This window comes from Pseudolysinimonas sp. (genome assembly GCF_039912695.1).
Lineage (GTDB): Bacteria > Actinomycetota > Actinomycetes > Actinomycetales > Microbacteriaceae > Pseudolysinimonas_A.
Genome location: NZ_JBDSPJ010000002.1, coordinates 61,622 through 86,104 on the forward strand (window position 1 = coordinate 61,622; position 24,483 = coordinate 86,104).

At 65.1% G+C, this 24,483-nt stretch carries 25 protein-coding genes; 12 read left to right on the forward strand and 13 right to left on the reverse strand.

Translation table 11 applies throughout. From position 1 onward, the window contains the following. Positions 1–31: 31 nt before the first annotated feature. The gene (gene serB / locus ABIR17_RS00405; protein ID WP_348002377.1) at positions 32–670 is read left to right on the forward strand and encodes a phosphoserine phosphatase SerB; all 639 of its coding nucleotides are present in this window, start codon (positions 32–34) and stop codon (positions 668–670) included. A gap of 11 nt (positions 671–681) precedes the next feature. On the opposite strand, the gene fabG is transcribed toward serB, so the two are convergent. Next, positions 682–1,389, reverse strand: a complete 708-nt coding sequence (gene fabG, locus ABIR17_RS00410) for a 3-oxoacyl-ACP reductase FabG (RefSeq protein ID WP_348002378.1) — start codon at positions 1,387–1,389, stop codon at positions 682–684. 46 nt (positions 1,390–1,435) lie between these two features. On the opposite strand from fabG, the gene ABIR17_RS00415 reads away from it, so the two are divergent. The 3 genes from ABIR17_RS00415 to ABIR17_RS00425 are packed head-to-tail and all read left to right on the forward strand — an operon-like array spanning position 1,436 to position 2,726. Next, positions 1,436–1,705 (forward strand): DUF3099 domain-containing protein, encoded by a 270-nt coding sequence (locus tag ABIR17_RS00415; protein ID WP_348002379.1) that lies wholly within the window; start codon positions 1,436–1,438, stop codon positions 1,703–1,705. Then, complete coding sequence (locus ABIR17_RS00420; protein WP_348002380.1) at positions 1,702–1,947, forward strand: hypothetical protein; 246 nt, start codon at positions 1,702–1,704, stop codon at positions 1,945–1,947. Before ABIR17_RS00415 ends, ABIR17_RS00420 begins: the two co-directional genes overlap by 4 nt. Continuing rightward, positions 1,944–2,726: an SURF1 family cytochrome oxidase biogenesis protein gene (locus ABIR17_RS00425; RefSeq protein ID WP_348002381.1), complete on the forward strand. Its 783-nt coding sequence runs from the start codon at positions 1,944–1,946 to the stop codon at positions 2,724–2,726. The genes ABIR17_RS00420 and ABIR17_RS00425 overlap by 4 nt, the downstream gene beginning before the upstream one ends. Before the next feature lie 22 nt (positions 2,727–2,748). Here ABIR17_RS00425 and ABIR17_RS00430 read toward each other — a convergent pair whose 3' ends face one another. After that, entirely contained in the window at positions 2,749–3,315 is a 567-nt protein-coding gene (locus ABIR17_RS00430; protein WP_348002382.1) for an acyl-CoA thioesterase, read from the reverse strand. A 34-nt stretch (positions 3,316–3,349) separates the two neighbouring features. Beyond that, positions 3,350–4,948 carry an ABC-F family ATP-binding cassette domain-containing protein gene (locus tag ABIR17_RS00435; protein WP_348002383.1) on the reverse strand — a complete coding sequence of 533 codons (1,599 nt, stop codon included), beginning with the start codon at positions 4,946–4,948 and terminating at the stop codon, positions 3,350–3,352. Positions 4,949–5,113: 165 nt separating this feature from the next. Here ABIR17_RS00435 and ABIR17_RS00440 point away from each other — a divergent pair, with 165 nt between their 5' ends. Continuing rightward, the gene (locus ABIR17_RS00440) at positions 5,114–5,746 is read left to right on the forward strand and encodes a biotin transporter BioY (protein WP_348002384.1); all 633 of its coding nucleotides are present in this window, start codon (positions 5,114–5,116) and stop codon (positions 5,744–5,746) included. A gap of 59 nt (positions 5,747–5,805) precedes the next feature. Next, positions 5,806–6,726 carry a response regulator gene (locus tag ABIR17_RS00445; RefSeq protein WP_348002385.1) on the forward strand — a complete coding sequence of 307 codons (921 nt, stop codon included), beginning with the start codon at positions 5,806–5,808 and terminating at the stop codon, positions 6,724–6,726. 32 nt (positions 6,727–6,758) lie between these two features. On the opposite strand, the gene ABIR17_RS00450 is transcribed toward ABIR17_RS00445, so the two are convergent. The 10 genes from ABIR17_RS00450 to ABIR17_RS00495 form a co-directional block, all read right to left on the reverse strand. Then, positions 6,759–7,181 (reverse strand): hypothetical protein, encoded by a 423-nt coding sequence (locus ABIR17_RS00450; protein ID WP_348002386.1) that lies wholly within the window; start codon positions 7,179–7,181, stop codon positions 6,759–6,761. 18 nt (positions 7,182–7,199) lie between these two features. After that, positions 7,200–8,363, reverse strand: coding sequence for a diguanylate cyclase (locus ABIR17_RS00455; protein WP_348002387.1), 1,164 nt, complete (start codon positions 8,361–8,363; stop codon positions 7,200–7,202). Beyond that, on the reverse strand, positions 8,360–9,982 hold the full coding sequence (locus ABIR17_RS00460) for an ATP-binding protein (protein ID WP_348002388.1): 1,623 nt from the start codon (positions 9,980–9,982) through the stop codon (positions 8,360–8,362). The genes ABIR17_RS00455 and ABIR17_RS00460 overlap by 4 nt, the downstream gene beginning before the upstream one ends. Before the next feature lie 287 nt (positions 9,983–10,269). Then, complete coding sequence (locus ABIR17_RS00465; protein ID WP_348002389.1) at positions 10,270–10,599, reverse strand: metal-sulfur cluster assembly factor; 330 nt, start codon at positions 10,597–10,599, stop codon at positions 10,270–10,272. A 26-nt stretch (positions 10,600–10,625) separates the two neighbouring features. Further along, complete coding sequence (gene sufC, locus ABIR17_RS00470) at positions 10,626–11,399, reverse strand: Fe-S cluster assembly ATPase SufC (RefSeq protein WP_348002390.1); 774 nt, start codon at positions 11,397–11,399, stop codon at positions 10,626–10,628. Continuing rightward, positions 11,396–11,713: a non-heme iron oxygenase ferredoxin subunit gene (locus tag ABIR17_RS00475; protein WP_348002554.1), complete on the reverse strand. Its 318-nt coding sequence runs from the start codon at positions 11,711–11,713 to the stop codon at positions 11,396–11,398. Before ABIR17_RS00475 ends, sufC begins: the two co-directional genes overlap by 4 nt. Next, complete coding sequence (sufD, locus tag ABIR17_RS00480; protein ID WP_348002555.1) at positions 11,707–12,837, reverse strand: Fe-S cluster assembly protein SufD; 1,131 nt, start codon at positions 12,835–12,837, stop codon at positions 11,707–11,709. Before sufD ends, ABIR17_RS00475 begins: the two co-directional genes overlap by 7 nt. A 50-nt stretch (positions 12,838–12,887) precedes the next feature. Continuing rightward, the gene (gene sufB / locus ABIR17_RS00485; protein ID WP_348002391.1) at positions 12,888–14,306 is read right to left on the reverse strand and encodes a Fe-S cluster assembly protein SufB; all 1,419 of its coding nucleotides are present in this window, start codon (positions 14,304–14,306) and stop codon (positions 12,888–12,890) included. An 84-nt stretch (positions 14,307–14,390) separates the two neighbouring features. Further along, positions 14,391–15,299, reverse strand: coding sequence for a COX15/CtaA family protein (locus ABIR17_RS00490; protein WP_348002392.1), 909 nt, complete (start codon positions 15,297–15,299; stop codon positions 14,391–14,393). An 8-nt stretch (positions 15,300–15,307) separates the two neighbouring features. Beyond that, positions 15,308–16,261 (reverse strand): heme o synthase, encoded by a 954-nt coding sequence (locus ABIR17_RS00495; protein ID WP_348002393.1) that lies wholly within the window; start codon positions 16,259–16,261, stop codon positions 15,308–15,310. 147 nt (positions 16,262–16,408) lie between these two features. Here ABIR17_RS00495 and tkt point away from each other — a divergent pair, with 147 nt between their 5' ends. The 6 genes from tkt to pgl are packed head-to-tail and all read left to right on the forward strand — an operon-like array spanning position 16,409 to position 24,461. Continuing rightward, entirely contained in the window at positions 16,409–18,487 is a 2,079-nt protein-coding gene (gene tkt, locus ABIR17_RS00500; protein WP_348002394.1) for a transketolase, read from the forward strand. A gap of 33 nt (positions 18,488–18,520) precedes the next feature. After that, positions 18,521–19,630 (forward strand): transaldolase, encoded by a 1,110-nt coding sequence (tal, locus tag ABIR17_RS00505; RefSeq protein WP_348002395.1) that lies wholly within the window; start codon positions 18,521–18,523, stop codon positions 19,628–19,630. Beyond that, positions 19,627–21,228, forward strand: a complete 1,602-nt coding sequence (locus ABIR17_RS00510; protein WP_348002396.1) for a glucose-6-phosphate isomerase — start codon at positions 19,627–19,629, stop codon at positions 21,226–21,228. The genes tal and ABIR17_RS00510 overlap by 4 nt, the downstream gene beginning before the upstream one ends. Then, positions 21,225–22,766, forward strand: coding sequence for a glucose-6-phosphate dehydrogenase (gene zwf / locus ABIR17_RS00515; protein ID WP_348002397.1), 1,542 nt, complete (start codon positions 21,225–21,227; stop codon positions 22,764–22,766). Before ABIR17_RS00510 ends, zwf begins: the two co-directional genes overlap by 4 nt. A gap of 13 nt (positions 22,767–22,779) precedes the next feature. Continuing rightward, complete coding sequence (locus ABIR17_RS00520) at positions 22,780–23,694, forward strand: glucose-6-phosphate dehydrogenase assembly protein OpcA (RefSeq protein WP_348002398.1); 915 nt, start codon at positions 22,780–22,782, stop codon at positions 23,692–23,694. Then, complete coding sequence (gene pgl / locus ABIR17_RS00525; protein ID WP_348002399.1) at positions 23,691–24,461, forward strand: 6-phosphogluconolactonase; 771 nt, start codon at positions 23,691–23,693, stop codon at positions 24,459–24,461. Before ABIR17_RS00520 ends, pgl begins: the two co-directional genes overlap by 4 nt. Positions 24,462–24,483 lie beyond the last annotated feature (22 nt).

The following is a 24,483-nucleotide window of genomic DNA, read 5'->3' on the forward strand; positions in this document are numbered from 1 at the left end:
CCAGATCGTTTGTGAAGGAAGGCTCGAGCCCATGGCCCGCTTCCTCGTCGTCCTTGATGTCGATTCAACGCTCATCGAGAACGAAGTCATCGAGCTGTTGGCTCACGAAGCTGGCTCTGGCGAACGGGTCGCGGAAGTTACCTTCCGCGCCATGAACGGTGAACTCGACTTCGAACAGAGTCTGCGCGAACGAGTTGCGACCCTCGCCGGGCTACCAATCTCTGTGATCGAGACGGTTCGTGCCCAAGTCGCTGTCACCCTCGGCGTTCCGCAGATGATTGCGGGTATCCACGCTGCAGGCGGAAAGGTCGCCGTCGTTTCAGGAGGTTTCCACGAAGTCATTGACCCGATCGCTCGCGACCTAGGCCTCGACCACTGGCGCGCCAACCGCCTGACTGTCGCTGACGGAAGACTCACCGGCGAGGTCATCCCCCCCGTGATCGATGCGGAGGCCAAGGCTGCCGCGCTGCGCGAATGGGCCGCGCAGGACGGCATCCCGTTGGCTCAGACTGTCGCTGTCGGTGACGGGGCGAACGACCTGCCGATGATGGCGATCTGCGGGCTCGCGATCGGTTTCGATGCGAAGGCTCCGGTGCGCGATCTCGCCCACGTGCTGCTCGACCACCGCGACCTGTCGGCAGTGCTTGCGGTGCTGGGACTGCCGCGCTGACGTAGCTGGCTTTAGTGACCCATTCCGAGTCCACCGTCGACCGGGATGACCGCGCCCGAGATGTACGCGGCGTCATCACCGGCGAGCCAGACGACGACCTTCGCGACCTCTGAGGGTGATGCGAACCGCCCGGCCGGGATCGACTTCTTGTAGTCGGCCTGCGTCGCCTCGGGCAGTTCGGCGGTCATGTCGGTCTCGATGAATCCGGGGGCGACGACGTTCGCCGTGATCCCGCGTGAGCCGAGCTCCCGGGTGATCGAGCGGGCCATCCCGACGAGTCCCGCCTTCGAGGAGGAGTAGTTGACCTGCCCCGGTCCGCCGAACAGGCCGACCACGCTGGAAATCAGAATGATGCGACCGAATCTCGCCTTCATCATCCCTTTGGTGGCACGCTTCACGACGCGAAATGATCCGCCCAGGTTGGTCGACACGACATCGTCGAAATCGTCGTCGGACATCCGCATCAAAAGGGTGTCGCGGGTGATCCCGGCGTTCGCGACGACGACCTCGACCGAGCCGAGCTTCTGCTCGATCTCGGCGAACGCGGCGTCGAGCGCTGCGCCGTCGGTGACATCGGCCCGCACGGTGAGCGCCCCCGCCGGCCCCTCCCCGGAGCGAGCGGTCACGGCGACCCGATGCCCCTGGGCGACGAACTCGGCGGCGATCGCGAAACCGATTCCGCGGTTGCCTCCGGTAACCAGGACGGTGCGTGAGGTCATCGCGCCAGCCTACTGAAGGGAGCGCGCGTAGCCTGGGGTCACGACCATGCGCACCCGACCGATCGCCATCACCGAGCTGCAGCGCTCCCCCGAAGAGGAGCAGCGCTCGCGGATGCGTCGCTACGCGCTCACGATGGGCATCCGGATGGCGTGTGTCATCGCCTGTCTGTTCGTCACGGGCTGGTGGTTAGTGATCCCGGCGGTCGGGGCAATCGTGCTTCCTTACATCGCCGTGGTTTTCGCCAACGCCACCGATCGGCGCCGGACCCAGAGTGTTGATCGCCCCGGCGGCCTCGTCGTACGGCACCCGGAGTGAGCCCAGCAGGGCCGTTGGGCGGTGTCGGATCTGATGCCCCTGAGCAGTGCTCGGCGGCGGGCTGCAGCCAGACGGCCGCCTGGCGGGTCAACTGGCGTAACCCCCGCATCCATACTGCTGATCGGGTGAAAGTGTGGCTCGCCTGCGCCGAGCACCGCAGCACTCTCGCCGACTACCTCGGCACCCGAGGCTTTCCGGTTCAGGTGACGGCGCTGGATGAGCCGGTGGAGGTCGTGGGATGACGTGGGCGCGTCGGTGGGGCGGCTACATCGTGTTGGTGATCGTCTTCGCGATCGCCTGCGGACTGCTGTCGTGGTGGCAGTGGTCACGCCGCGCCGAGACTGTCGCCGAAATCAATCTCGTCGAAACGAATTACGACGCCGGGCCGGTGCCTCTCGATGACCTCCTGCCGACCCTTGCGTCCGATCCCGCCGACGCGAAGTGGCATCCCGTCGAGCTGAGCGGAACGTACCTGATCGACGACCAGGTGCTGGTGCGCAATCGTCCGCGCAACACCTCGGGTGGTTTCGAGGTGCTCGTCCCGTTGCAGCTCGACGACGGATCGGTGTTTATCGTCGACCGTGGTTGGGTTCCGGCGGGTGTGACACCCGAGCGCCCCGATTCGGTCCCGGCGGCCCCAACGGGGCGGGTCAGTCTTGTGGTGCGGCTGAAACCCAGCGAAGTCGAGATTGCCGGCCGAACCGCCACCGACGACACCATCGGAACCGTGCACTTGCCTGCGGTCGCTGCCCTGGTCGGAAGCCCGACCTACACCGGGATGTACGGGCTCTTGGTCAGCGAAAGTCCGTCAACCGCGACCGTCCCGCTGGCGTCGATTCGTCCGGACGAAGATGAGGGTCCCCACCTGTCGTACGCCGTGCAATGGATCGCGTTCGGCATCCTGGCCTTCATCGGATTGGTCTGGGCAATCCGCCGCGAGCGGCGCATCGGTGAACCCCGTCGGCAACGCCGGGAACGGGATGCCGAAGCCGAAGACGCCATCCTGGACTCCGCCCTCTAACCCTCGAGGTCGCACGCGACCCTTAGGTCGGAACGGCGCCGTCCCAGTCGCTGGGGGCTTCTGCCCGAGTCGAGGGAAGCGCGACGGCGTCCGCCCACGACTTCACCCAGTCAGGGATGGGGTGCTGAGTGGGATCTATCCCCGCGAGCTCGCCGAGTTCCGAGATCGGCACAACTCCCCCGGTCCGCCGCAGGAATCGTCCGGCGAGGATCCCGCGCGCGTAGATCTCGCCCTTCACGACAAAGCGCTGCTCGAGGTACACGGCACGATCGTCGTAGCCGATCACTCGCGACTCGAGGTCGTAGCGCTGGCCGAGTTTGAGCGACTTTCGATAGGTCATCGTCTGGGCAACGACAACCGGATAGATGCCCGCCTTCTTCAGGGCCGGCCACAGTCCGCAACGTTGCAAGAGGGCGTACCTCGGAATATCCATCGTCGACAGGTAGACACCGTTGTTCATGTGGCGTAGCTCGTCGAGGTCGCTCAGCCAGACCCTCATCGGCATCGTGGCGACGTCGTGAATTCCGAGCCGGGGAGCGCGACGGCTCACCGCACGGAGGTAGCGGGTGACACGCTGGATGGGATCCACGGTTCTCGACGCTAGCCCACTTCTCGGTGTGCGCTCAGGCCAACGCGATGAGGTCGGCGTATCCCGGATTCCAGTGGTCTTCCACGCCGTCGGGGAGGATGAGCACCCGCTCGGGATTGAGTGACTCGACCGCACCCTCGTCGTGCGAGACGAGCACGACCGCGCCGGCGTAGCTCGCGAGCGCGCCGAGGATCTCTTCACGACTCGCCGGGTCGAGGTTGTTGGTGGGTTCGTCGAGCAGCAGCACGTTGGCACCGGACACGACAATCATCGCGAGGGCAAGGCGCGTCTTCTCGCCGCCGGACAGCACCGCCGCGAGCTTGTCGCCGTCGTCACCGGTGAAGAGGAACGAGCCGAGAACTCGGCGCGCCTCGGTTGACGTCAGATGGGGCGATCCGGCGAGCATGTTCTCAAGGACCGAGCGCTTGACGTCGATCGTTTCGTGTTCCTGCGCGTAGTACCCGATGCGCAAGCCGTGCCCCGGCTCAATGCTGCCGGTGTCGGGAGTGTCGACTCCGGCCAGCATCCGCAGCAGAGTCGTCTTGCCGGCGCCGTTGAGGCCCAGGATGACCACCTTCGAGCCCCGGTCGATCGCGAGGTCGACGGCGGTGAAGATCTCGAGCGACCCGTAACTCTTCGACAGGTTGTGGGCTTGCAACGGTGTCTTGCCGCACGCGACGGGATCCGGGAACCGCAGCTTCGCAACTCGGTCGGCAACGCGCACGTCGTCGAGTCCCGAGAGCATCTTTTCGGCGCGAGCGACCATCTGGTGGGCTGCCGCAGCCTTCGACGCCTTTGCCCCGAATCGCGCTGCCTGGAGCTGCAGAGACGTCGCCTTCTTTTCGACGTTGACGCGCTCCTTCTTGCGGCGCTCTTCGTCGGCTTCGCGCTGGCGCAGGTAGTGCTTCCAACCCATGTTGTAGAGGTCGATGACCTGCCGGTTTGCGTCGAGGTAGAAGACGCGGTTGACCGTGTCTTCGACGAGGTCGACGTCGTGGCTGATGACGATCACGCCCCCGCTATAGCCCTTGAGGAACTCGCGAAGCCACACCACCGAGTCAGCGTCGAGGTGGTTGGTCGGCTCGTCGAGGATCATCGTCTCCGCGCCCGAGAACAGGATGCGAGCCAGTTCGATACGTCGGCGCTGGCCACCCGAAAGCGTTTTGAGCTGCTGATCGAGGATGCGGTCCGGCAGCGCGAGGTTGGACGCGATCGATGCGGCCTCCGCTTCGGCCGCGTACCCGCCCAGCGCGAGGAAGCGATCCTCGAGTTTTCCGTAGCGCACCATCGCGGCCTCGCTCACCGCCGGATCGGGGCTCGCCATCTCGTCGGTCGAGGTGCGGATGTCGAGAACGAGTTTGCCGAGGCCACGGGCGTCCAGGATGCGCGTCCGCGCGGTCTCTTCAGGATCGCCCGAACGCGGGTCCTGAGGCAGGTAGCCGATCTCGCCGATCCGCTGGATGGCACCGCCGCTCGGAGTCGTTTCCCCGGCGAGGGTCTTCGTGAGTGTTGTCTTCCCCGCGCCGTTGCGTCCAACCAGGCCGATCTTGTCACCCTTTTCGACCCGAAAGGTAACGTCTTCCATCAACAGGCGCGCGCCGACTCTGATCTCGAGATCGGTGACGGCAAGCACGATGGATTCCTTTGGTACGAGGGGGGTTGGGATGCTCCAACGTCGGAGCGAGGATTCGGGAGGGTGTCGACAAAACGCGCACCTGGACCGGCCCGCTAGTCTAGCCGCAGCGCCCACTCGCCCACCTGATTGTGGGGCTCCCCGACCGAACGGACTCGTAACCGCATGACCGCCGTCGCTCCCGCCGCGCCTCGTCTCGTTCTCGTCGATCGCGTCTTTCCGCGTACCTGGGTACTCGACATCGTGCTGGTTGTTGCCGGCGCAGCCTTCACCGCCCTGCTCGCCCAGGTGTCGATCCCGCTTCAGCCGGTTCCGATCACGGGTCAGACGCTGGCAGTGCTTCTTGTCGGCGCGACGCTGGGCTGGGCTCGCGGTGGCGCCGCACTCCTGCTCTATGCAGTCCTCGGGCTCGTCGGCCTGCCGGTCTATGCCCCTCAGTCCGATGGCTCCCACCTCACCGGACTCGTTGCGCTTGCAGCTCCGAGCTTCGGCTTCGTCATTGGTTTCATCGTGTCCGCGGCGATTGTCGGTTGGCTCTCGGAACGCACCTGGGACCGAACCGTCCTCAAGGCGTTGGCGACGTTTGTCGGTGGCAGTGTCGTGGTCTTCGCCTTCGGTCTGCCCTGGCTCGCGGTCGTTTTGCACGCGACTTTCGCTCAGACGCTCGAGTGGGGTCTGTACCCGTTCCTGATCGGCGGCGCCATCAAGGCCGCCATCGCGGCGGTACTTTTGCCCGCTGCGTGGTGGGGAGCGGGCCGCTTGGACAAGCTGCGCGCACTCGACGCCAACCGGGACTGAACTCACCCTTCACGGCGCGCTGCTAGGCCGCGCCCGAAACCGCGGTTACGCTCTCGATTATGCAGGCTGAGGGTCGACGCGTCGCGGTCGTGATCGAGGATGACGACGACATCCGTCATCTCCTCGAGACCGTGTTGGCCCAGGCCGGGTTCGATGTTGCAGCGCGCTCGAACGGGTATGACGGCATCGAAGCCGTTCGAACCCTCAATCCTGAGGTCATCACTCTCGATGTCAACATGCCGGGAATGGACGGCTTTGAGACGGCGAAACGCATTCGTGCGTTCTCGAACGCGTACATCGTCATGCTGACGGCGCTCGGCGAAGAGATCGACACCCTCCAGGGTCTCGAAGCGGGGGCCGACGACTACATCACGAAGCCTTTCCGCCCACGCGAACTCCGAGCCCGGATCGAAGCGATGATGCGGCGACCGCGAGGGGCTCTGGGAGCGCCCCCCATCTCCGGTCCTCCGACGGCCGCACCGCAGTCCGTCGCGCCGCCCGCATCCCCGGTCCTCACTCCCCCACCGATGTCGCCGCCGACGGGCGGTCCCGGTGTGCCGATGTCTCCGACTCCGCCGCCGCAACGCCCTCACGAGCCACCTTCCTACACGGCCGTGGCACCGACGCCAGAGCCGCTGCCCGGTGAGCGTCTCCAGCACCTCGGACTCGTGATCGACCTTGGTACGCGAGTCGTCGTGGTCGAAAATCAGGAAATCCCCCTCACCCGCAGCGAGTTCGACTTGCTGGCTGCACTCCTTCAGTCGGGGCGTCGAGTGCGAACGAAGGCCGACCTCGCGATTTTGCTGCGCAACGAGAGCTACGTGACGAACAACTTCGTCAGCGATGCCGACAAACGTGGCATCGAAGTCCACATGGGCAATCTGCGTAAGAAGATCGGCGAGAACTCACTCACGCCGCGATGGATCGAAACGGTGCGCGGCGTCGGCTACCGGCTGACCGCTGGTGACGGCTCGGTCTAGCTTCACGCTCGCAGATCTCGACAGTCGGAGATCTAGGGAGCCGGGACCGACCAGGCGCGAGCCAGATCACGCAGCTCAGCGCAGGATGCCATCCCGAATTGGGCGAGCCGCGCAACGCCGGCAGCCTGGAGGGTACCCGTGGCTCGCACCTCCGCGTGGAGTTCTCGGGCGTAGGACGCCAGGTAGCGGGCGCCCACCATCTCGCTTGACGTTGCCAGACTCAAGAGAGCCGCCGTCGCGTCATCTGGTTCTTGACGTTCGGTTGCGGTGGAGATGCGCGCGATGCGCGCGTCCCAGGCGCGGACAAAGTCGCCAATGAACTGCAGGCATGCCCCTACGTCTCCGCGGAGGTCGCGTACGAGCGCGCCCACGCACGTCGAATCGATGTATTGGTACGCCATTTGTTGGACAGTTTCGCCGGGCAAGCCACCGCTCAGTCCCTCGTATCCGGTCAAGATTTTCTCAAGATCGGCTCAGATTGTGTGCTCGTCGGCGCGGGCGTGAGCCTCGGCGGCGTTCACCGCAACGGCATCCGCAGCCGCGCGCAGCAGGTCGTCGTAGCGCGCTCCGCTCTCGCGGGTGGTCGCGATCCCATGGAAGATCGCGACCTGAAAGCGATCTCGAGAGTCGAGTTGGGTCGCCAGCACGGCATCCCGAATGTTGTCAGCGATCGCCTCAACTGAGTCAGTGGTCGGGAGTTCCATCAACATCACGAATCGTTGGGAAGCGAGGCGGCCGATCACGGATGAAGTCGGGGCGTGCAGCAGCGTCACTCGACCGGTAGCTCGGACGGCTGCGTCCCCGGCAGAGCGCCCAAAGGCGATGACGACCTCATCGAGGTCGGCGATGTCGATCATCAGCATCACCAGAGTGATTCGTTCACGAATGGCCCGCATCAGCCAGGATTCGGCAACCTCGCGAAAGGTCAGAGGCTGAAGCACGCCGTCGATGGCGACCCGCTGACCGAACTCAGCGTCGATCTGCTCGGAGACTTTGAATCGGTCAGACTGGATGGACGACAGCGCGAGCGTGCCAACGACTGCGGCCCCAATCTCAAGGAGCGACGACGTTGCCGGGCCAAACAGCGCCTGGTACGCGGGGTCATCCGGTCCTATGGCCAGGGAGGTCACGGATCGGGCCGCGTAGAAGGCGCTCGCGAGTGAGAGCGCTACGGCGAGGAACGGCCCTAATGCGACCTTGCGCAGGTCCCTCGACGCGAACTCAATGGCCGCAAGAGCGAGAAACACGCCCGCGCCGAGGTACGTCGTGGCGAGACCCGAGTGCAGCACCCCGTCGGTGCCCGACATCACCCGCACGATCGCGACGAACACGCCGGCGAGTACGACGACCGGAAGCATCGACCGCCGCCGATTGGCGACGCGCGCCCCCGCCCAGATCAAGCCGGTCCCGGTTACGTAGAAGCCGTTTCCGATCGCGAACGCCCACCAATTCTGGTCAGAACTGGTCGCGATCAGGCTCGCGAACGCGGCGAAGATCGAGCAAATGAAGGCGACGCTCCACAGCCGACCGGCGGCATCGTTTCGGCGCAGCATGGTCTGCAGAAGAAACGCCGCACCCGCAGCGAGAGTCACAAGTGTTGTGACGACGTAGAGCGTCGGCACGTCGAAAGGACTCATGCGGCAACGCTCCCCAGGCTTACTTCGGCGACATCCTTGCGCTCCGTCGGAATTGAGATCCGGAAGGTGGTTCCGATTCCGAGTTCGCTGGTCACCGCGAGTTCCCCGCCGTGCCGGTGGACGATCTCGCGCGTGATGCTCAGGCCGAGTCCGGTGCCAACAGTTGACGAGGTTTTGGCGGAATTGGTGCGGTAGAACCTGTCGAAGATTCGCGGCAGGTCCACATCGGGGATGCCTTGACCCGTGTCGCGAATTTCGACATTGATCGCGTCGCTCTCGACCTGAACCGCCACCGTGACGGTTCCCCACTCGAGGTTGTACTTGATGGCGTTCGTGATCAGGTTGTCGAGCACCTGCCTCATGCGCATCGGATCGGCCGTTGCGACAGCGCTCTGGGCGCCCTCGAGGGTGAGTTCGACCTCACGTTCGTCGGCCATGATTTGGTGGGCCTCCACCGAGTCTCGGGCGATCTGGGCGATGTCGCACGGAGAGAACGTCATGGCCAGCAGCTTGTCGGCGTCGCTCACCGCGCGCAGGAGATCGGTGACGATGACGAGCAGCCGTTCCGAGTTCGCGTAGGCGACCTCCAGCATCCGCCGTGTCTCGTCAGACATGTTCTCGTCGTCACGAACCAAATCGAGATAGCCGAGGATCGACGTGAGCGGCGACCGCAGTTCGTGCGACACCGAACCGACCAGGCCGTCACGAGCCCGAACCGCTTCAAGTTCTTTCGTGATGTCGTTGAGTGCAATGACACCGCCGTCGTAGTCGCCGTTTCGGTCGTGCAGGATGCGACTGCTTACCGAGTGCGCGACCCGGCGGCTTCCCGGCTCCCCGACCCAAATCACGAGGTTGTCGAAAGCCTGCCCTTTGAGGGCTCGGGCGAGGGGTCGATTCGCTTCATCGTAAAGCGTGATGCCGTCGGCTTCGTAGACGACCGGGTGCACGACGGCATCAGGGGGGGTGCCGAAGTCAGTGAGGTACTTGCGTTGCGCGCGGTTCACGAAGGTGACCGCTCCCGTGCGGTCGAAGGCAATGACCCCGAAGTCGACGGCGTTCAACACTTCGTTGAGGAGACCCTCCTGCCGGTTGGCTTTCTCGAGGGCCGTCTGCACCATGACCGAATGCTGGCGAAGCAGTCTGGCCTGGGCACGAGCTCGACGAGCTCCGATGTAGACCGCGCCGGCAACGAACGCCACGAGCACGGGTATCACGACGAATGTACTGAAGTCCGCAGTGGTGACAGGGGCAGGACGCAGGATTCTCAGCGTAAACATCGCGGCGATGGTGCCCAACGTGGCGACGATCGTCATGGTGCTTCCGAAGCTCCGAGCAATCCAGATCACGGGCAGCAGAACCAAGAGACCAATGCCGGTAGATGGAGCGCTTTCGCGCAGTACCAGGATGCCGATGATGTCGGCGAACGGCAGCAGCATGCCCCAAAAACGTGGCACGGTGTCCCACGGAACGAGCGCCGCGAGCCCGGTCAGCACGAAAAAGAATGCCACCGCACCGAACACCACAGGCGACGCGTAGATCGCGGGCGCGACGATGAAGGCTGCGACGAGCACAACAAGGGTCGGACCGGAGATCAGCATTTGAGAGGACAAAATCCCCATCGCGACTCGGCCTCGCGTTTGCGGTCCCTGTGTCCGCCCGCTCCCCGCCACAGTTTCAGGCTAGCGACCACATCCGCAGGATGCGCGACCCAGTGAGGGTGGCGTCCTTTTGGGGGGCACGTTCGACTAAGAAAGCGTCAGATGCTGAAGCCGACCCGGCTTCCGACGGAGCGATCGGTCGGCGGCCACCGGCCCCCGACATCTGACTAAAGTCAGATGCTAAAGCCGACCCGGCTTCCGCCGGAGCGATCGGTCGGCGGCCATCGGCCCCCGACATCTGACTAAAGTCAGATGCTAAAGCCGATCGCTCTCATCATGTCGCGACCATCGTCGGTGATCCGTTCGGGGCCCCAGGGCGGCATCCAGACCCAGTTGATCCGGAAGCGATCGACGATCCCATCGAGCGATTGAGCGGTCTGCTCTTCGATGACGTCCGTGAGCGGACAACCGGCTGAGGTGAGCGTCATCGAGATGATGAGGGCGTCGTTTTCGTCATCCCAGGTCAGGTCATAGATCAGTCCAAGGTCGACGATGTTGACGCCTAGCTCGGGGTCGATGACGTCCTTGAGCCCCTCCTCGACCTGGTCGAAGAGTTTCGGCTCGAGTGCGATGGGCACGAGCGCTCCTTTCGTCAGGTCTGACGTTACGCGGTCGGGGTCAGATAGCGGTCGTAGCCCTCATTTTCGAGACGGTCGGCAAGCTCCGGGCCGCCCTCTTCGGCAACCCGACCGTCAACGAAGACGTGCACGAAGTCGGGCTTGATGTAGCGCAGGATCCGCGTGTAGTGGGTGATCAGCAGAATGCCGAGTCCGGTGTTGTCGTGGGCGCGATTGACGCCCTTCGAGACGATCTTTAGCGCGTCGACATCCAGGCCGGAGTCGGTCTCGTCAAGCACCGCGAAACGGGGCTTGAGCAGTTCGAGCTGCATGATTTCATGGCGCTTCTTCTCGCCGCCCGAGAATCCCTCGTTGACGTTGCGCGCAGCGAATGCCGGATCGATCTTGAGGGCGCTCATGGCATCCTTCAGCGTCGGCCCCCAGGTGCGGATCGGCGGCGCTTCGCCATCGATCGCGGTCTTCGCGGTGCGCAGGAAGTTAGCCACCGTGACCCCGGGAATCTCGACCGGATACTGCATCGCCAGAAACAACCCGGCGCGCGCGCGCTCGTCAACCGTCATCGACAGCACGTTCTCGCCGTCGAGCTCGATCGAACCGCCATCGACCTTGTAGCGAGGGTGGCCGGCGATCGTGTACGCGAGCGTCGACTTGCCCGAGCCGTTGGGGCCCATGACGGCGTGGATCTCGCCCTGCTCGATGGTCAGGTCGACACCCTTGAGGATGGGCTTCTTGACGCCCTCGGCTTCGATCGAGACCTGCAGGTCCTTGATGACGAGCGACGAGCGAGGTGAGGTGCTCATGAGATCTTTTCTCCGATGTAGACGTTGCCGTCGATGATCTCGACGGCAAATACGGGCACCGGCTCATAGGCCGGAAGAGTGAGGGGCTTGCCGCTCGTCAGCTCGAACTTCGAACCGTGGGCCCAGCATTCGAGGGTGTCGTCTTCGACGAAACCCTCCGAGAGCGAGACGTCGCCGTGCGTACAGACGTCTCCGAGGGCGTGCACAACGCCGGCCGAATCCATGACAACGGCGATCTGAGTACGACCAACCGTGACCCTCTTCGCTGTCGAGGTCGACAGATCAGAAACGGCGCACACCTTGGTGCTCATGATGCACTCTCCAATTCGGCGATGAGAGCCTCGACGAGGCGGGCCTGCAGGGTCGGCTCCGGGATGCGGTGCACGACTTCAAGCAGGAACCCCAACACGACCAGACGGCGGGCCTCAGCTTCGGGAATGCCACGAGACTGGAGGTAGAACAGGTGCTCGTCGTCGAAACGCCCGGTCGCACTCGCGTGACCGGCACCGACAATGTCGCCGGTCTGAATCTCGAGGTTCGGGATGCTGTCCGCCCGAGTGCCCTCCGAGAGTACGAGGTTGCGGTTCTGCTCGTAGGTGTCGGTACCGGTCGCGTTCGGACCAATGAGCACGTCGCCCACCCATACGGTTCGCGCGCCCTCGCCGTTGAGTGCACCCTTGTAGGTCACTCGGCTGCGTGTGTGCGGAGCGTCGTGGTGCACGTACACACGCTGCTCGAGGTGCTGGCCGGCATCCGCGAAGTAGACCCCGAGCAGTTCGGCGTCCGACCCCTCTTCGGCCAGGTGGGCGGACGGATTGACCCGCACGATCGCGCCGCCGAGAGAGACGACAATATGCGTGAGTTTGGCGTCCTTACCGACGCGCGCAAAGTGACTCGCTAGGTGGCGGGCGTCGGCATCCCACTCTTGGAGGCTGACGACGGTGAGATCGGCGCCGGCGGCCACCAAAATCTCGACGTTCTCGCTGAGGCTTGCACTCCCCCGGCTGTCGAGCACGACGAGTCCGGACGCGTTCGCCGCGGCCTCGATGACGACGTGCGCGGCTTTGGGGGCAGAACTCAGTGCGGCTCGCGTCACCGTGAGCGGCCCCGCAGCACCCGAAACCGAGATGCTCAGCGCCTTCTCGAAGGTGCTCCAGCCGTTCGCGGAGGCACGCTCTTCGGGAACCCCTGCCGCGCCGACCCGCGCGTCGGTGCGATCGATCCACTCGACCGCGGTGCCCTCGACCTCGGGATACTGGATGACGTACGGCGAACCGTCGAGGTCACCGTCGATGAGATCGCGGAGCTTGTCAACGGGAGACAGCTTCCACTCGGACTCCCAGCCCTCGACGGCCGGGAAGGCGTCGCGGTCCGTCGACGTGAACCGCTCAGAACGGGTCTGAACGGGAACAACCGGACCGTCGCTGTGCGCGACGATTCCGAGCCGCTGTGCCGTGGTGTCCGGGGCGACTTCAGTGCTCGCGGCCACTAACCGACCGAGCCTTCCATGCTCATTTCGATGAGCTTGTTGAGTTCCAGGGCGTACTCCATCGGGAGTTCGCGTGCGATCGGCTCGATGAACCCGCGCACGATCATCGCCATGGCCGCGTCTTCGGCCATGCCGCGCGACATCAGGTAGAAGAGCTGCTCTTCGGATACCCGCGAGACGGTGGCCTCGTGGCCGAGCTGCACGTCATCCACTCGGATGTCGATAGCAGGGTAGGTGTCGGAGCGCGAGATCGAGTCGACCAGCAGAGCGTCGCAGCGCACCGTGTTCGCCGAGTGGTGGGCGTTCTCACCCATCCGCACCTCGCCGCGGTAACCGGCTCGGCCTCCGCCACGCGCGATCGACTTCGACACGATCGAGGATGTCGTGTACGGCGCGAGGTGGATCATCTTGGCGCCGGCATCCTGGTGCTGTCCGGGACCGGCAAAGGCGACCGACAGGGTCTCACCCTTGGCGTGCTCGCCGACGAGGTAGATCGACGGATACTTCATCGTGACCTTCGAGCCGATGTTGCCGTCGATCCACTCCATGGTCGCGCCCTCGTGCGCGATCGCGCGCTTGGTGACCAGGTTGTAGACGTTGTTCGACCAGTTCTGAATGGTCGTGTACCGAACGCGCGCGTTCTTCTTGACGATGATCTCGACGACGGCGGAGTGCAGCGAGTCGCTCTTGTAGATCGGAGCCGTGCAGCCCTCGATGTAGTGAATGTACGAACCCTCGTCGGCGATGATCAGCGTGCGCTCGAACTGGCCCATGTTCTCGGTGTTGATGCGGAAGTAGGCCTGCAACGGGATCTCGACGTGCACGCCCGGCGGCACGTAGACGAACGAGCCGCCCGACCAGACGGCTGTGTTCAGCGCCGCAAACTTGTTGTCGCCCGAGGGGATGACAGTGCCGAAGTACTCCTTGAAGAGCTCCGGATGGGTCTTCAGCGCGGTGTCGGTGTCGAGGAAGAGCACACCCTGCTGCTCAAGATCTTCGCGAATCTGGTGGTACACCACTTCGGACTCGTACTGAGCGGCGACGCCGGCGACGAGACGAGATCGCTCGGCTTCCGGGATGCCGAGGCGTTCGTAGGTGTTCCGGATGTCTTCGGGCAGGTCTTCCCACGACTGGGCCTGCTTCTCGGTAGACCGCACGAAGTACTTGATGTTGTCGAAATCAATGCCCGACAGATCGGCACCCCAGGTCGGCATCGGCTTCATGCCGAAGATCTTGAGCGCCTTCAGGCGGTTCTTGAGCATCCATTCCGGCTCGCTCTTGAGCGCGGAGATGTCGGTGACCACCTCATCCGAGATGCCACGACGAGCAGACGCGCCCGCAGAGTCGGAGTCGGACCAGCCGAACTCGTACTTTCCGAGCTCGTTGAGTTCCGGACGATCGATCAGGACATCAGACATGGGGTGAGCCTCTTTCCTGCTGAAGCGAACCATTCCGCTCGTGTCAGCATTCCGTTGTGCTGGAGGGCAGCTACGACGGTGCTCTTAGCCGTCCGAGTCTACAGGGAGGAGTTCGGGGATGGCCGAGAGCAGCACCCGCAAAGCTCCGACCCAAACCAACGCCGCTCCAACCAGGTGAAGGGCGACGAGCAACTCCGGAAGGGCGGTCAGAGCCTGGATGCCGCCAATCGCTCCCTGGGCCAGGAAAACGATCACGAAAACTCCGGCTACCCGTCGCAGGCGTGGGGTGCTGACGAACACGACGACCGCCAGGATGCCGACAACCACGGCGAGAGCCGCGTGGACCCAGACCACGTTCGTCCAGTTCACGCCGATCCGCGGAACATCCCGGCTGTCACCGGCGTGCGGGCCGGCTCCCGAGACAATGGTGCCGACGACCACGAGCGCGAGAGTCGTGATCGCCAGCGCCCAGGCCAAAGTTCTCTCACGGATCGGCGTACGAGCTCCGCGGTCGCCCCGATCGCTCACCCGGTGCCAGGTCACTGTCGCCGTGGCGAGAAGCGCGATTGCCAGCACGAAGTGCAGCGCGACAGTCCACGGGTTGAGCTGAGCGAGCACCGTGACGCCGCCAGCCAGCGCATTGGCGACGACGAGCCAGAACTGCGACCAGGCCAGGCGAGTAATCATCCGGTCGCGCGGTTTCTGAAGCCGCGCGGCAATGATCACCCAGCCGACAGCGATGATCAGCACGGTCGTGAACATCCGGTTGGCGAATTCGATGATTCCGTGGATGCCGAGCTCGGGGATCGGGGCGAGCGACGTGCCATCGCAGGTCGGCCAGGTCGGGCAGCCGAGTCCCGAGCCGGTGACGCGCACCACTCCCCCGCCGAGCACGATCAGGATGCTCGTCACGAGCGCCGCGGTGGTCGCCCAACGAAGCGCGCGGGGGCTCAGTGTGAAGCGATCGGCAACCCAGCCGAGAGGAGTCTGCATCCGGAATCTCAGAACGGAATGGACAGATACAGCAGCGGATCAAGCCCGACCGCAAGGAAGATCAACGTCAGGTAGGTAATCGAGGCGTGAAAGACGCGCATCGGTTTGAGCTCGCCACCCCGGATAGCGACGGCGTAGAGCCGGTGCACTTCGACCAAGAACCATGCTCCCCCGAGAGTCGCGACAATCGCGTAGAGCACCCCCATCGGTGCGATCGGCACCAACAGCAGCGAGCAGACAACGGTCGCCCAGGCGTAGAGCACCACTTGCAACACGACAGCGGTGCGCCCGCGCACGACGGCGAGCATCGGCACCGAGACGGCGGCGTACTCCTCCTTGTAGCGCATCGATAGCGGCCAGTAGTGGGGAGGTGTCCAGAGGAAGACAATTCCGAACAGGATGACCGGCGTCAGGGTGAGTGACCCGGTGACCGCTGCCCAGCCGATGAGCACGGGCATGCATCCGGCGGCGCCACCCCACACGATGTTCTGCGGGGTGCGTCGTTTCAGGATCAGCGTGTAGACGAGAACGTAGAAGAGGATCGCGACCAGCGACAGCACGGCGGCGAGCCATGTCGTGAACACCCACAAGAAGGCAATCGATGCGGCGCCGGTGACGAACGCGAAGACCAGCGCCTCGCGGGGCGAAAGCTCACCGGTCACCAGCGGGCGTTTGCTGGTGCGCTTCATGACCTTGTCGATGTCGCGATCGATGTAGCAGTTGAAGGCGTTGGCCGAGGCCGCCGATAAGGTGCCGCCGATCAGCGTCGCCAGCACAAGCCACAGATCCGGGATGCCGCGGGCCGCCAGAATCATGACCGGAGCGGTGGTGACGAGAAGAAGCTCGATGACCCGCGGCTTGGTCAAGGCCACATAGGCCTTCGCCTTGCGAAGCACGCTGAACGAGCGCCGCCCCGTGGATCCCTGGGGGGTCTCGACGGGGCTGTCGACGGCTCCCTGCATGGCTCCTCAAATCGTGTGGCGACTCGATGCCAGTGTAAGCGACCGATGCGAGTGGTCCGGCATCGTTCCGACCGGCGAAGGGAGCCTCGGTATGCTTGACGATGGCCGCTCTCTCCGGCCGGTCCCCAACTGAAAGGCTCCTTCTCCGTGCCAGAACTCGCGTGGGAAGCCATCGACGGCCGCGCCGTTGACACCGCTCGCATCCTCGCCGCTGATGCGGTCGAGAAGGTCGGCAACGGCCATCCGGGGACGGCGATGAGCCTCGCGCCCGCCGCCTACCTGCTGTTTCAGAAAGTCATGCGTCGTGACCCCACCGACGACCAGTGGTTGGGCCGCGACCGTTTCATCCTCTCGGCCGGACACTCCTCGCTGACGCAGTACGTGCAGCTCTACCTGGGCGGGTACGGCCTCGAACTCGACGACCTGAAAGCGCTCCGTACCTGGGGTTCGAAGACCCCCGGTCACCCGGAGTACGTCCACACCGCCGGCGTTGAGATGACAACCGGGCCGCTCGGCCAGGGCCTTTCGTCGGCCGTAGGGTTCGCCTACGCCCAGCGTTTCGAGCGCGGCCTGCTCGATCCCGACGCCGCTGAGGGCGAGAGCCCGTTCGACCACCACATCTACGTGATCGCATCCGACGGTGACCTCGAAGAGGGCATCACGAGTGAGGCGTCCTCGCTCGCCGGTCACCAGGAGCTCGGCAGTCTGGTCGTCATCTATGACTCCAACCAGATCTCGATCGAAGACGACACCAACATCGCCTTCACCGAAGACGTCGCAGCACGCTACGGCGCGTACCACTGGCACGTGCAGACCGTCGACTGGAAGAAGACCGGCCAGTACGTCGAAGACACAGCCGAGCTGTACCGGGCGATCGAGGCAGCCAAGGCCGTCACCGACAAGCCGAGCCTGATCATCCTGAAGACGATCATCGGCTGGCCGAGCCCGAAGAAGCAGAACACCGGCAAGATCCACGGCTCCGCGCTCGGCGCCGACGAGCTCGCCGCCGTCAAGCAGGTTCTCGGCTTCGACCCCGCGCAAACCTTCGCCGTCGCCGACGACGTGATCGGCCATACCCGCGAGGCCGTGGCCCGCGGAGCGCAGGCGCGGGCGGAGTGGCAGGTCGGGTTCGATGCCTGGGCCGCCGCGAACCCCGACCGCAAGAAGTTGCTCGACCGGCTGCTCACCGGTGAACTGCCCGACGGCGTCGACGCCGTTCTCACGCCCTTCCCCTCCGACAAAGAGATGTCGACCCGCGCCGCCAGCGGCAAGGTGCTCTCTGCGCTCGGCACCGTCATCCCCGAACTGTGGGGTGGCTCGGCGGATCTCGCGGAGTCGAACAACACCACGATCGAAGGTGCCGCCTCGTTCATCCCCAGCGAGCACTCCACCCACGAGTGGACGGGCAACGCCTACGGCCGCGTGCTGCATTTCGGCATCCGTGAGCACGCGATGGCCGCGATCCTGAACGGCATAGTGCTGCACGGACCCACGCGCGCCTTCGGCGGCACGTTCCTGATCTTCAGCGACTACATGCGCCCTTCGGTGCGCCTCGCGGCACTCATGAAAATCCCGTCGATCTACGTCTGGACGCACGACTCGGTCGCGCTCGGCGAAGACGGCCCCACCCACCAGCCGATCGAGCAGCTGACGACCCTGCGCGCCATCCCGCATCTGGATGTGGTCCGCCCGGCCGATGCCAACGAGGTCTCGGTCGCCTGGAAGACGATCCTCTCTCGCCGGGTCGGCCCTGCGGGGATCGCCCTCAGCCGCCAGAACCTTCCGGTCTTCGATCGCACCGAGTTCGCCTCCGCCGAGGGAACGGCGAAGGGCGCCTACGTTCTCGCCGACTCGTCCAAGCCCGTGCCCGACGTCATCCTGATGGGATCGGGGTCTGAGGTGCAGTTCGCCGTCGAAGCGCGCACCGCACTCGAGGCGGAGGGCATCGCGGCGCGCGTCGTCTCGGTGCCGTGCCAGGAGTGGTTCGAGGAGCAGGATGCCGCGTACCGCGAGTCGGTGCTGCCGGCCGGGGTGAAGGCGCGTGTCTCGGTCGAAGCCGGACTCGGCCTCACCTGGCGCCCGTACGTCGGCGACGCGGGTCGCAGTGTCTCGATCGAACACTTCGGTGCCTCGGCCGACTACAAGACCCTCTACCGGGAATTCGGCATCACCACGGAGGCCGTTGTCGCGGCCGCGAAAGCATCGCTCGCCGCAGTTGCCGGCTAGAGCGCACCACGTCTGAAGAGAGAAGGCATCACCATGGCACAGACCAAAACCGCGGAACTTTCCGCCATCGGCGTCAGCATCTGGCTCGACGATCTTTCCCGTGAGCGCATCGTCTCGGGCAGCCTGCAGAAGCTGATCGACGAACGCAACATTGTCGGCGTCACCACCAACCCGACGATCTTTGCGGGCGCTCTGGCCAAGGGTCAGGCTTACGACGTACAGGTCGGCGAACTCGCTGCGTCGGGTGCATCGGTCGCTGACGCCGTATTCCAGATCACGACGGATGACGTCGCACGCGGCTGCGAGATCTTCGCGCCGGTCTATGCAGCATCGGGTGGGGCTGACGGACGGGTCTCGATCGAGGTCGAGCCAGGCCTTGCCCACGATGCCGCCGGCACGATCGCTCAGGGCCACCAGCTCTGGGACAAGGTTGGCAAGCCGAACGTCATGATCAAGGTCCCGGCCACGATTGAGGGCCTCGAAGCGATCACCGCTCTGACCGGCGCCGGCATCAGCGTCAACGTCACCTTGATCTTCAGCCTCGAGCGTCACCGAGCGGTCATCCACGCCTACCTTGCCGGGCTCGAGAAGGCCAAGAGCGCCGGTATCGACCTCGCGACGATTCACTCGGTTGCGTCGTTCTTCGTCTCGCGCGTCGACACCGAGATCGACAAGCGGCTTGAGGCAATCGGTACCCCCGAAGCGCTCGCCCTGAAGAGCAAGGCGGGCGTCGCGAACGCCCAGCTCGCCTACCAACTCTTTGAGCAGGAGTTCGCGACCGAGGGCGCTACGGCACTTCTCGCGGCCGGTGGTACCAAGCAGCGCCCGCTCTGGGCGTCGACCGGCGTCAAGGACCCGAGCCTTCCCGACACCCTGTACGTGACCGAACTGGCCGTCGACGGTGTGGTCAACACGATGCCGGAGAAGACGCTTGAGGCGACCTTCGACCACGCACCGCTGCACGGCGATGCCGTCACCGGTTCGTACGCGCAGGCCCAGAAGGTGCTCGATGACTTGGCCGCTGTGGGCGTCGACTACGACGATGTCACCGCCGTGCTCGAGAGCGAAGGCGTGGAGAAGTTCATCGTCTCGTGGAACGAACTGCTCGACACCGTTACCGCCGCTCTCGAGGCGGCGAAGTGACCGTCACGATTGCCGTCACCGGAGCGGCGGCGGATGCGGTGCAACGCATCGTTCCGCAACTGATCTCCGATGGCGTCGCTGGCAGCATCACCGCTCAGGACTCGAGCCTCTGGGGCCCGGCCGCCGAGCATGAGGCATCGACGCGTCTCGGCTGGACCGAAGCCGTCGCGATCTCACGCGGCCTGGTCGACGACATCGTCGACCTTCGCGAGAAGCTCAACAACGCCGGCATCGACCGCATCGTTCTGTGTGGCATGGGCGGCTCGTCGCTCGCGCCCGAGGTCATCACGGCCACGTATGGGGTCGAGCTGGTCGTGCTCGACTCAACGGATCCGCAGCAGGTCTCTGAGGCGCTGAAGCCCCGACTGGAGGCGACCGCAGTGGTGGTGTCGTCGAAGTCGGGATCCACGCTTGAGACCGACAGCCAGAAGCGCGCCTTCGAGGCCGCCTTCCGCGCCGCCGGCATCGACCCCGTCGAGCGAATCGTCATTGTCACCGATCCGGGGTCGCCGCTTGACAAAGCTGCGCGAGCCGACGGCTACCGCGTGTTCAATGCCGATCCCAACGTCGGCGGACGCTACTCTGCCCTGACGGCCTTCGGTCTCGTCCCCAGCGGCCTCGCGGGAGTCGACATCGCGCAGCTTCTTGACGAAGCGGATGCCGCCAGCTACGGCCTCGCGCTGGATGACGAGGACAACCCGGGGCTCATCCTGGGCGCCGCTCTGGCAGGCACGCGTCCGCTCAAAGACAAGATCGGCATCGTGGCCGACGGCACTCACATCGTCGGTTTCGGCGGTTGGGTTGAGCAGCTGATTGCTGAATCGACCGGCAAGGAAGGCAAGGGACTGCTTCCTGTCGTGCTCGAGATTGACGCACCCGAACTGGATGAAAATCTCTCTGATCTCCTCGTCATCCGTCTGGTTAAGGACGCTCACGCGACTCACGAGGTCAATCCCGGCGAAGTAGAAGTAGCCGGAACCTTGGGCGCTCAGCTGCTGACCTGGGAATATGCGGTCGCGATTGCGGGGCGTTTGCTCGGAATCGATCCGTTCGATCAGCCCGATGTCGAGTCGGCGAAGATCGCTGCCCGGGCGCTGATCGACGATCTGACTCCCCCGGCCGATCCGACGTTCACCGACGGCACAATCGGCGTGCTCGCGCAGCAGCTCTCGCTCACCGGCGTCACGACCGTGGATGCCGCCCTTGACGCCCTGCTCGCGACGCTTCCGGCCGATGGGTACGTCGCGATCCACACGTACCTCGACCGGATCGCGAACCCCGAGCTTGAAGAGTTGCGGGCGTTGCTTGCAGCTCGCACGAAACGGCCGGTGACGTTCGGATGGGGCCCCCGGTTCTTGCATTCGACCGGTCAGTACCACAAGGGTGGACCGGCGAACGGAGTGTTCCTTCAGATCGTCGGCGCTGACGGCGCAGACCTGGCGATCCCGGGTCGACCCTTCACCTTCGGCCAATTCATCCGCGCTCAGGCCGCTGGCGATGCCAGCGTGCTTGCCGATCACGGCCGCCCCGTTTTGACCCTCGTCTTCACCGACGTCCGTGCCGATGGCGAGCGGCTGCTAGGGCTCGCTTCGCGATGAGCGTCGACATCCGCGCCGGGGTCAACCCGCTGCGCGTCCCCTCGGACCGGCGCCTCAATCGCATCGCCGGTCCGAGCGCTTTGGTCATCTTTGGGGTGACCGGAGATCTGTCCCGCAAGAAGCTGATGCCGGCGGTGTACGACCTCGCAAACCGGGGGCTTCTGCCTCCGGGATTTGGGCTGGTGGGCTTCGCGCGCCGGGATTGGACTGACGAAGACTTCGAGACCGTCGTGAGGGAGGCCGTGCAAAAATATGCGCGCACTCCGTTTGACGAGACCGTGTGGGAACAGTTGCGCCGCGGCATCCGGTTCGTGGTGGGCGAGTTTGACGACGACGACGCATTCGACCGCCTGACCGCGACCCTCGCCGAACTCGACGCCGAGCGCGGCACCATGGGCAACCACGCGTTCTACCTCTCGATCCCGCCCAAGTCGTTCCCCGTCGTGACCGAGCAGCTGCGCCGTTCGGGTCTTGCGGAACAGAAGCCCGGCACCTGGCGCCGCGTCGTGATCGAAAAGCCGTTCGGGTCCGACCTGAAGACGGCGCGCGAACTCAATGACGTCGTCGAGAGCGTCTTCCCGCCCGACAGCGTGTTCCGCATCGACCACTACCTGGGCAAAGAGACCGTTCAAAACATCCTGGCGCTGCGCTTTGCTAACCAGTTGTACGAACCGATCTGGAACGCCAAATACGTTGACCACGTTCAGATCACCATGGCCGAAGACATCGGCGTCGGCGGCCGCGCCGGCTACTACGACGGCATCGGCGCGGCGCGCGACGTCATCCAGAACCACCTCCTGCAACTGTTCGCGCTCACCGCAATGGAAGAGCCCGTCTCGTTTGCCGCGGCCGACCTCCGCGCCGAGAAAGAAAAGGCCCTGAGCGCCGTCCACCTGCCTGCCGATCTCTCGACGGTCACCGCACGAGGGCAGTATTCCGGCGGCTGGCAGGGCGGCGAGAAGGTTCTCGGCTTCCTCGAAGAAGACGGGATGAGCGCGACGTCGCAGACCGAAACGTTTGCCGCGGTGCGCCTCGACGTCAACACCCGTCGCTGGTCGGGGGTGCCGTTCTACCTCCGCGCCGGCAAGCGCCTGGGCCGACGCGTCACCGAGATCGCCGTCGTCTTCAAGCGCGCCCCCCAGTACCTGTTCGCCGAAGCTCAGACCTCGGCGCTCGGCGAGAACGCGCTCGTGATTCGCGTGCAGCCCGACGAGGGCGTCACGATCCGCTTTGGGTCGAAGGTCCCCGGCGCGGGGATGCAGGTGCGCGACGTCACCATGGACTTCGGATATGGTCACGCCTTCACGGAAGCGAGCCCCGAGGCGTACGAGCGACTGATCCTCGACGTTCTCCTGGGCGACCCGCCGCTCTTTCCCCGCCACGAAGAGGTCGAGCTCTCCTGGAAGATCCTCGACCCGATCGAGGAGTACTGGGCGAGCCTCGACGGCCCTCTTGAGCAGTACCGTCCCGGCACCTGGGGTCCGGCATCTGCCGACGAACTCCTCGCCCGCGACGGCCGCACCTGGCGGCGCCCGTGACTAGGAGGATGCCGTGATCGTCGAACTGCCCGACACGACGACGAGCGCCATCTCGAAGGCGCTCGTGAAGTTGCGCGAAGAAGGCGGCGCGGTCGCTCTCGGGCGCGTGCTGACCCTGGTCATCGTCGGGGACGGAACCGATGAGGATGCCATTGAGGCCGCCAACGAGGCGTCGCGTGAGCACCCGATGCGTGTGATCGTGCTCAGCACCGCGCCCTCGGCACCCACGCGGTTGGATGCGCAGATCCGAGTCGGTGGCGACGCCGGGGCGAGCGACGTGATCGTGTTGCGTGCCGCCGGCGATACCTGCTCCGATCAGGAGAGTCTGGTCACCGGACTGCTGCTCTCGGACGCACCAGTCGTCGTCTGGTGGCCCGGCGAGGCTCCCAACGATCCTGGCGCGTCGGAACTCGGCGGCATCGCTCAACGCAGGATCACCGACGCGGCCGCGGCCGATGACCCGGTCGCGGCACTTCGGCTGCGTGGCGAGCACTATCGGCCGGGCGACACCGACTTCGCGTGGACGCGGCTCACCCTGTGGCGCGCACAACTCGCAGCCGCGCTCGACCAGCCTCCGTACGAGCCGGTAACGTCCGCGGCTGTCACCGGCTCGTCGGATTCGCCGTCGACGGCGCTGCTCGCTGCCTGGTTGCGGTTGCAATTGCAGGTTCCCGTCGAGTTGAAAATGCTCGAGCCCGGGGACGGACCCAACGGCATCCACGCGGTGAGTCTCGATCGTGCGTCGGGCCGGATCGAATTGACCCGGGACTTCTCGGGCGTCGCGAAACTGACGCAGCCCGGACAACCGGTGCATGAGATTGCGCTCCCCCGCCGGAGCCTTCGCGACTGCCTCGCTGAAGAACTGCGTCGGCTTGACCCCGACGAGTTGTTCGGCGAGGTCGTGCGCGCGGGAGGTCGTGCCGGATGACGAACGAACGACGGGTCCTCGTGCATCCCGATCCGGCGTCCCTCGCAGCCAGCGTTGCGGCGCGGTTTCTGACCAAGGTCATCGACCTGCTCGATGAACGTGAGACCGTGAACGTTTGCCTCACCGGCGGAACGACCGGGATTGCTGTGCTCGCCGCCATTGCCACCAATCCGGCCCGCGACGGCATCGACTGGAGCCGCGTGGCCTTTTGGTGGGGCGATGAACGCTACCTCCCGCGTGGCGACCCTGACCGGAATGAAACTCAGGCGCGAAGCGCGCTTCTCAACCACATTTCAGTTCCGGCCGAAAACGTGCACCCGTTCCCCGCGGTCGGAGATCAGGCGACCCTCGAGGCCGCGGCGGATGCGTACGCGGAAGAACTCGGTGACGTCACCTTCGAGATCACCTTCCTGGGTGTGGGGCCCGACGGTCACGTCGCATCCCTCTTTCCCAATCACCCGACAGTCCTCGAGACGCTCCGCACGGTTGTCGCCGAACCGAATTCTCCGAAGCCTCCGCCCGCCCGGCTGTCGCTCACGCTTCCTGTCATCAACGCGTCCGAACGGGTCTGGCTGGTGCTTGCTGGCTCGGACAAGGCGGGCGCCCTCGGCCTTGCCCTGGCCGATGCCAGCGTCGCGTCGGTGCCCGTTGCGGGCGTTCACGGGCGGAAGCGCACCGTGTTCTTCGTCGACCGTGCTGCTGCGGCCGAGGTGCCCGACGGGCTGATTGACGGCGGTCGCTACTGGACCGCGCGCGACGAGAGCTGACACTTCCCACACCAAGCGCAGC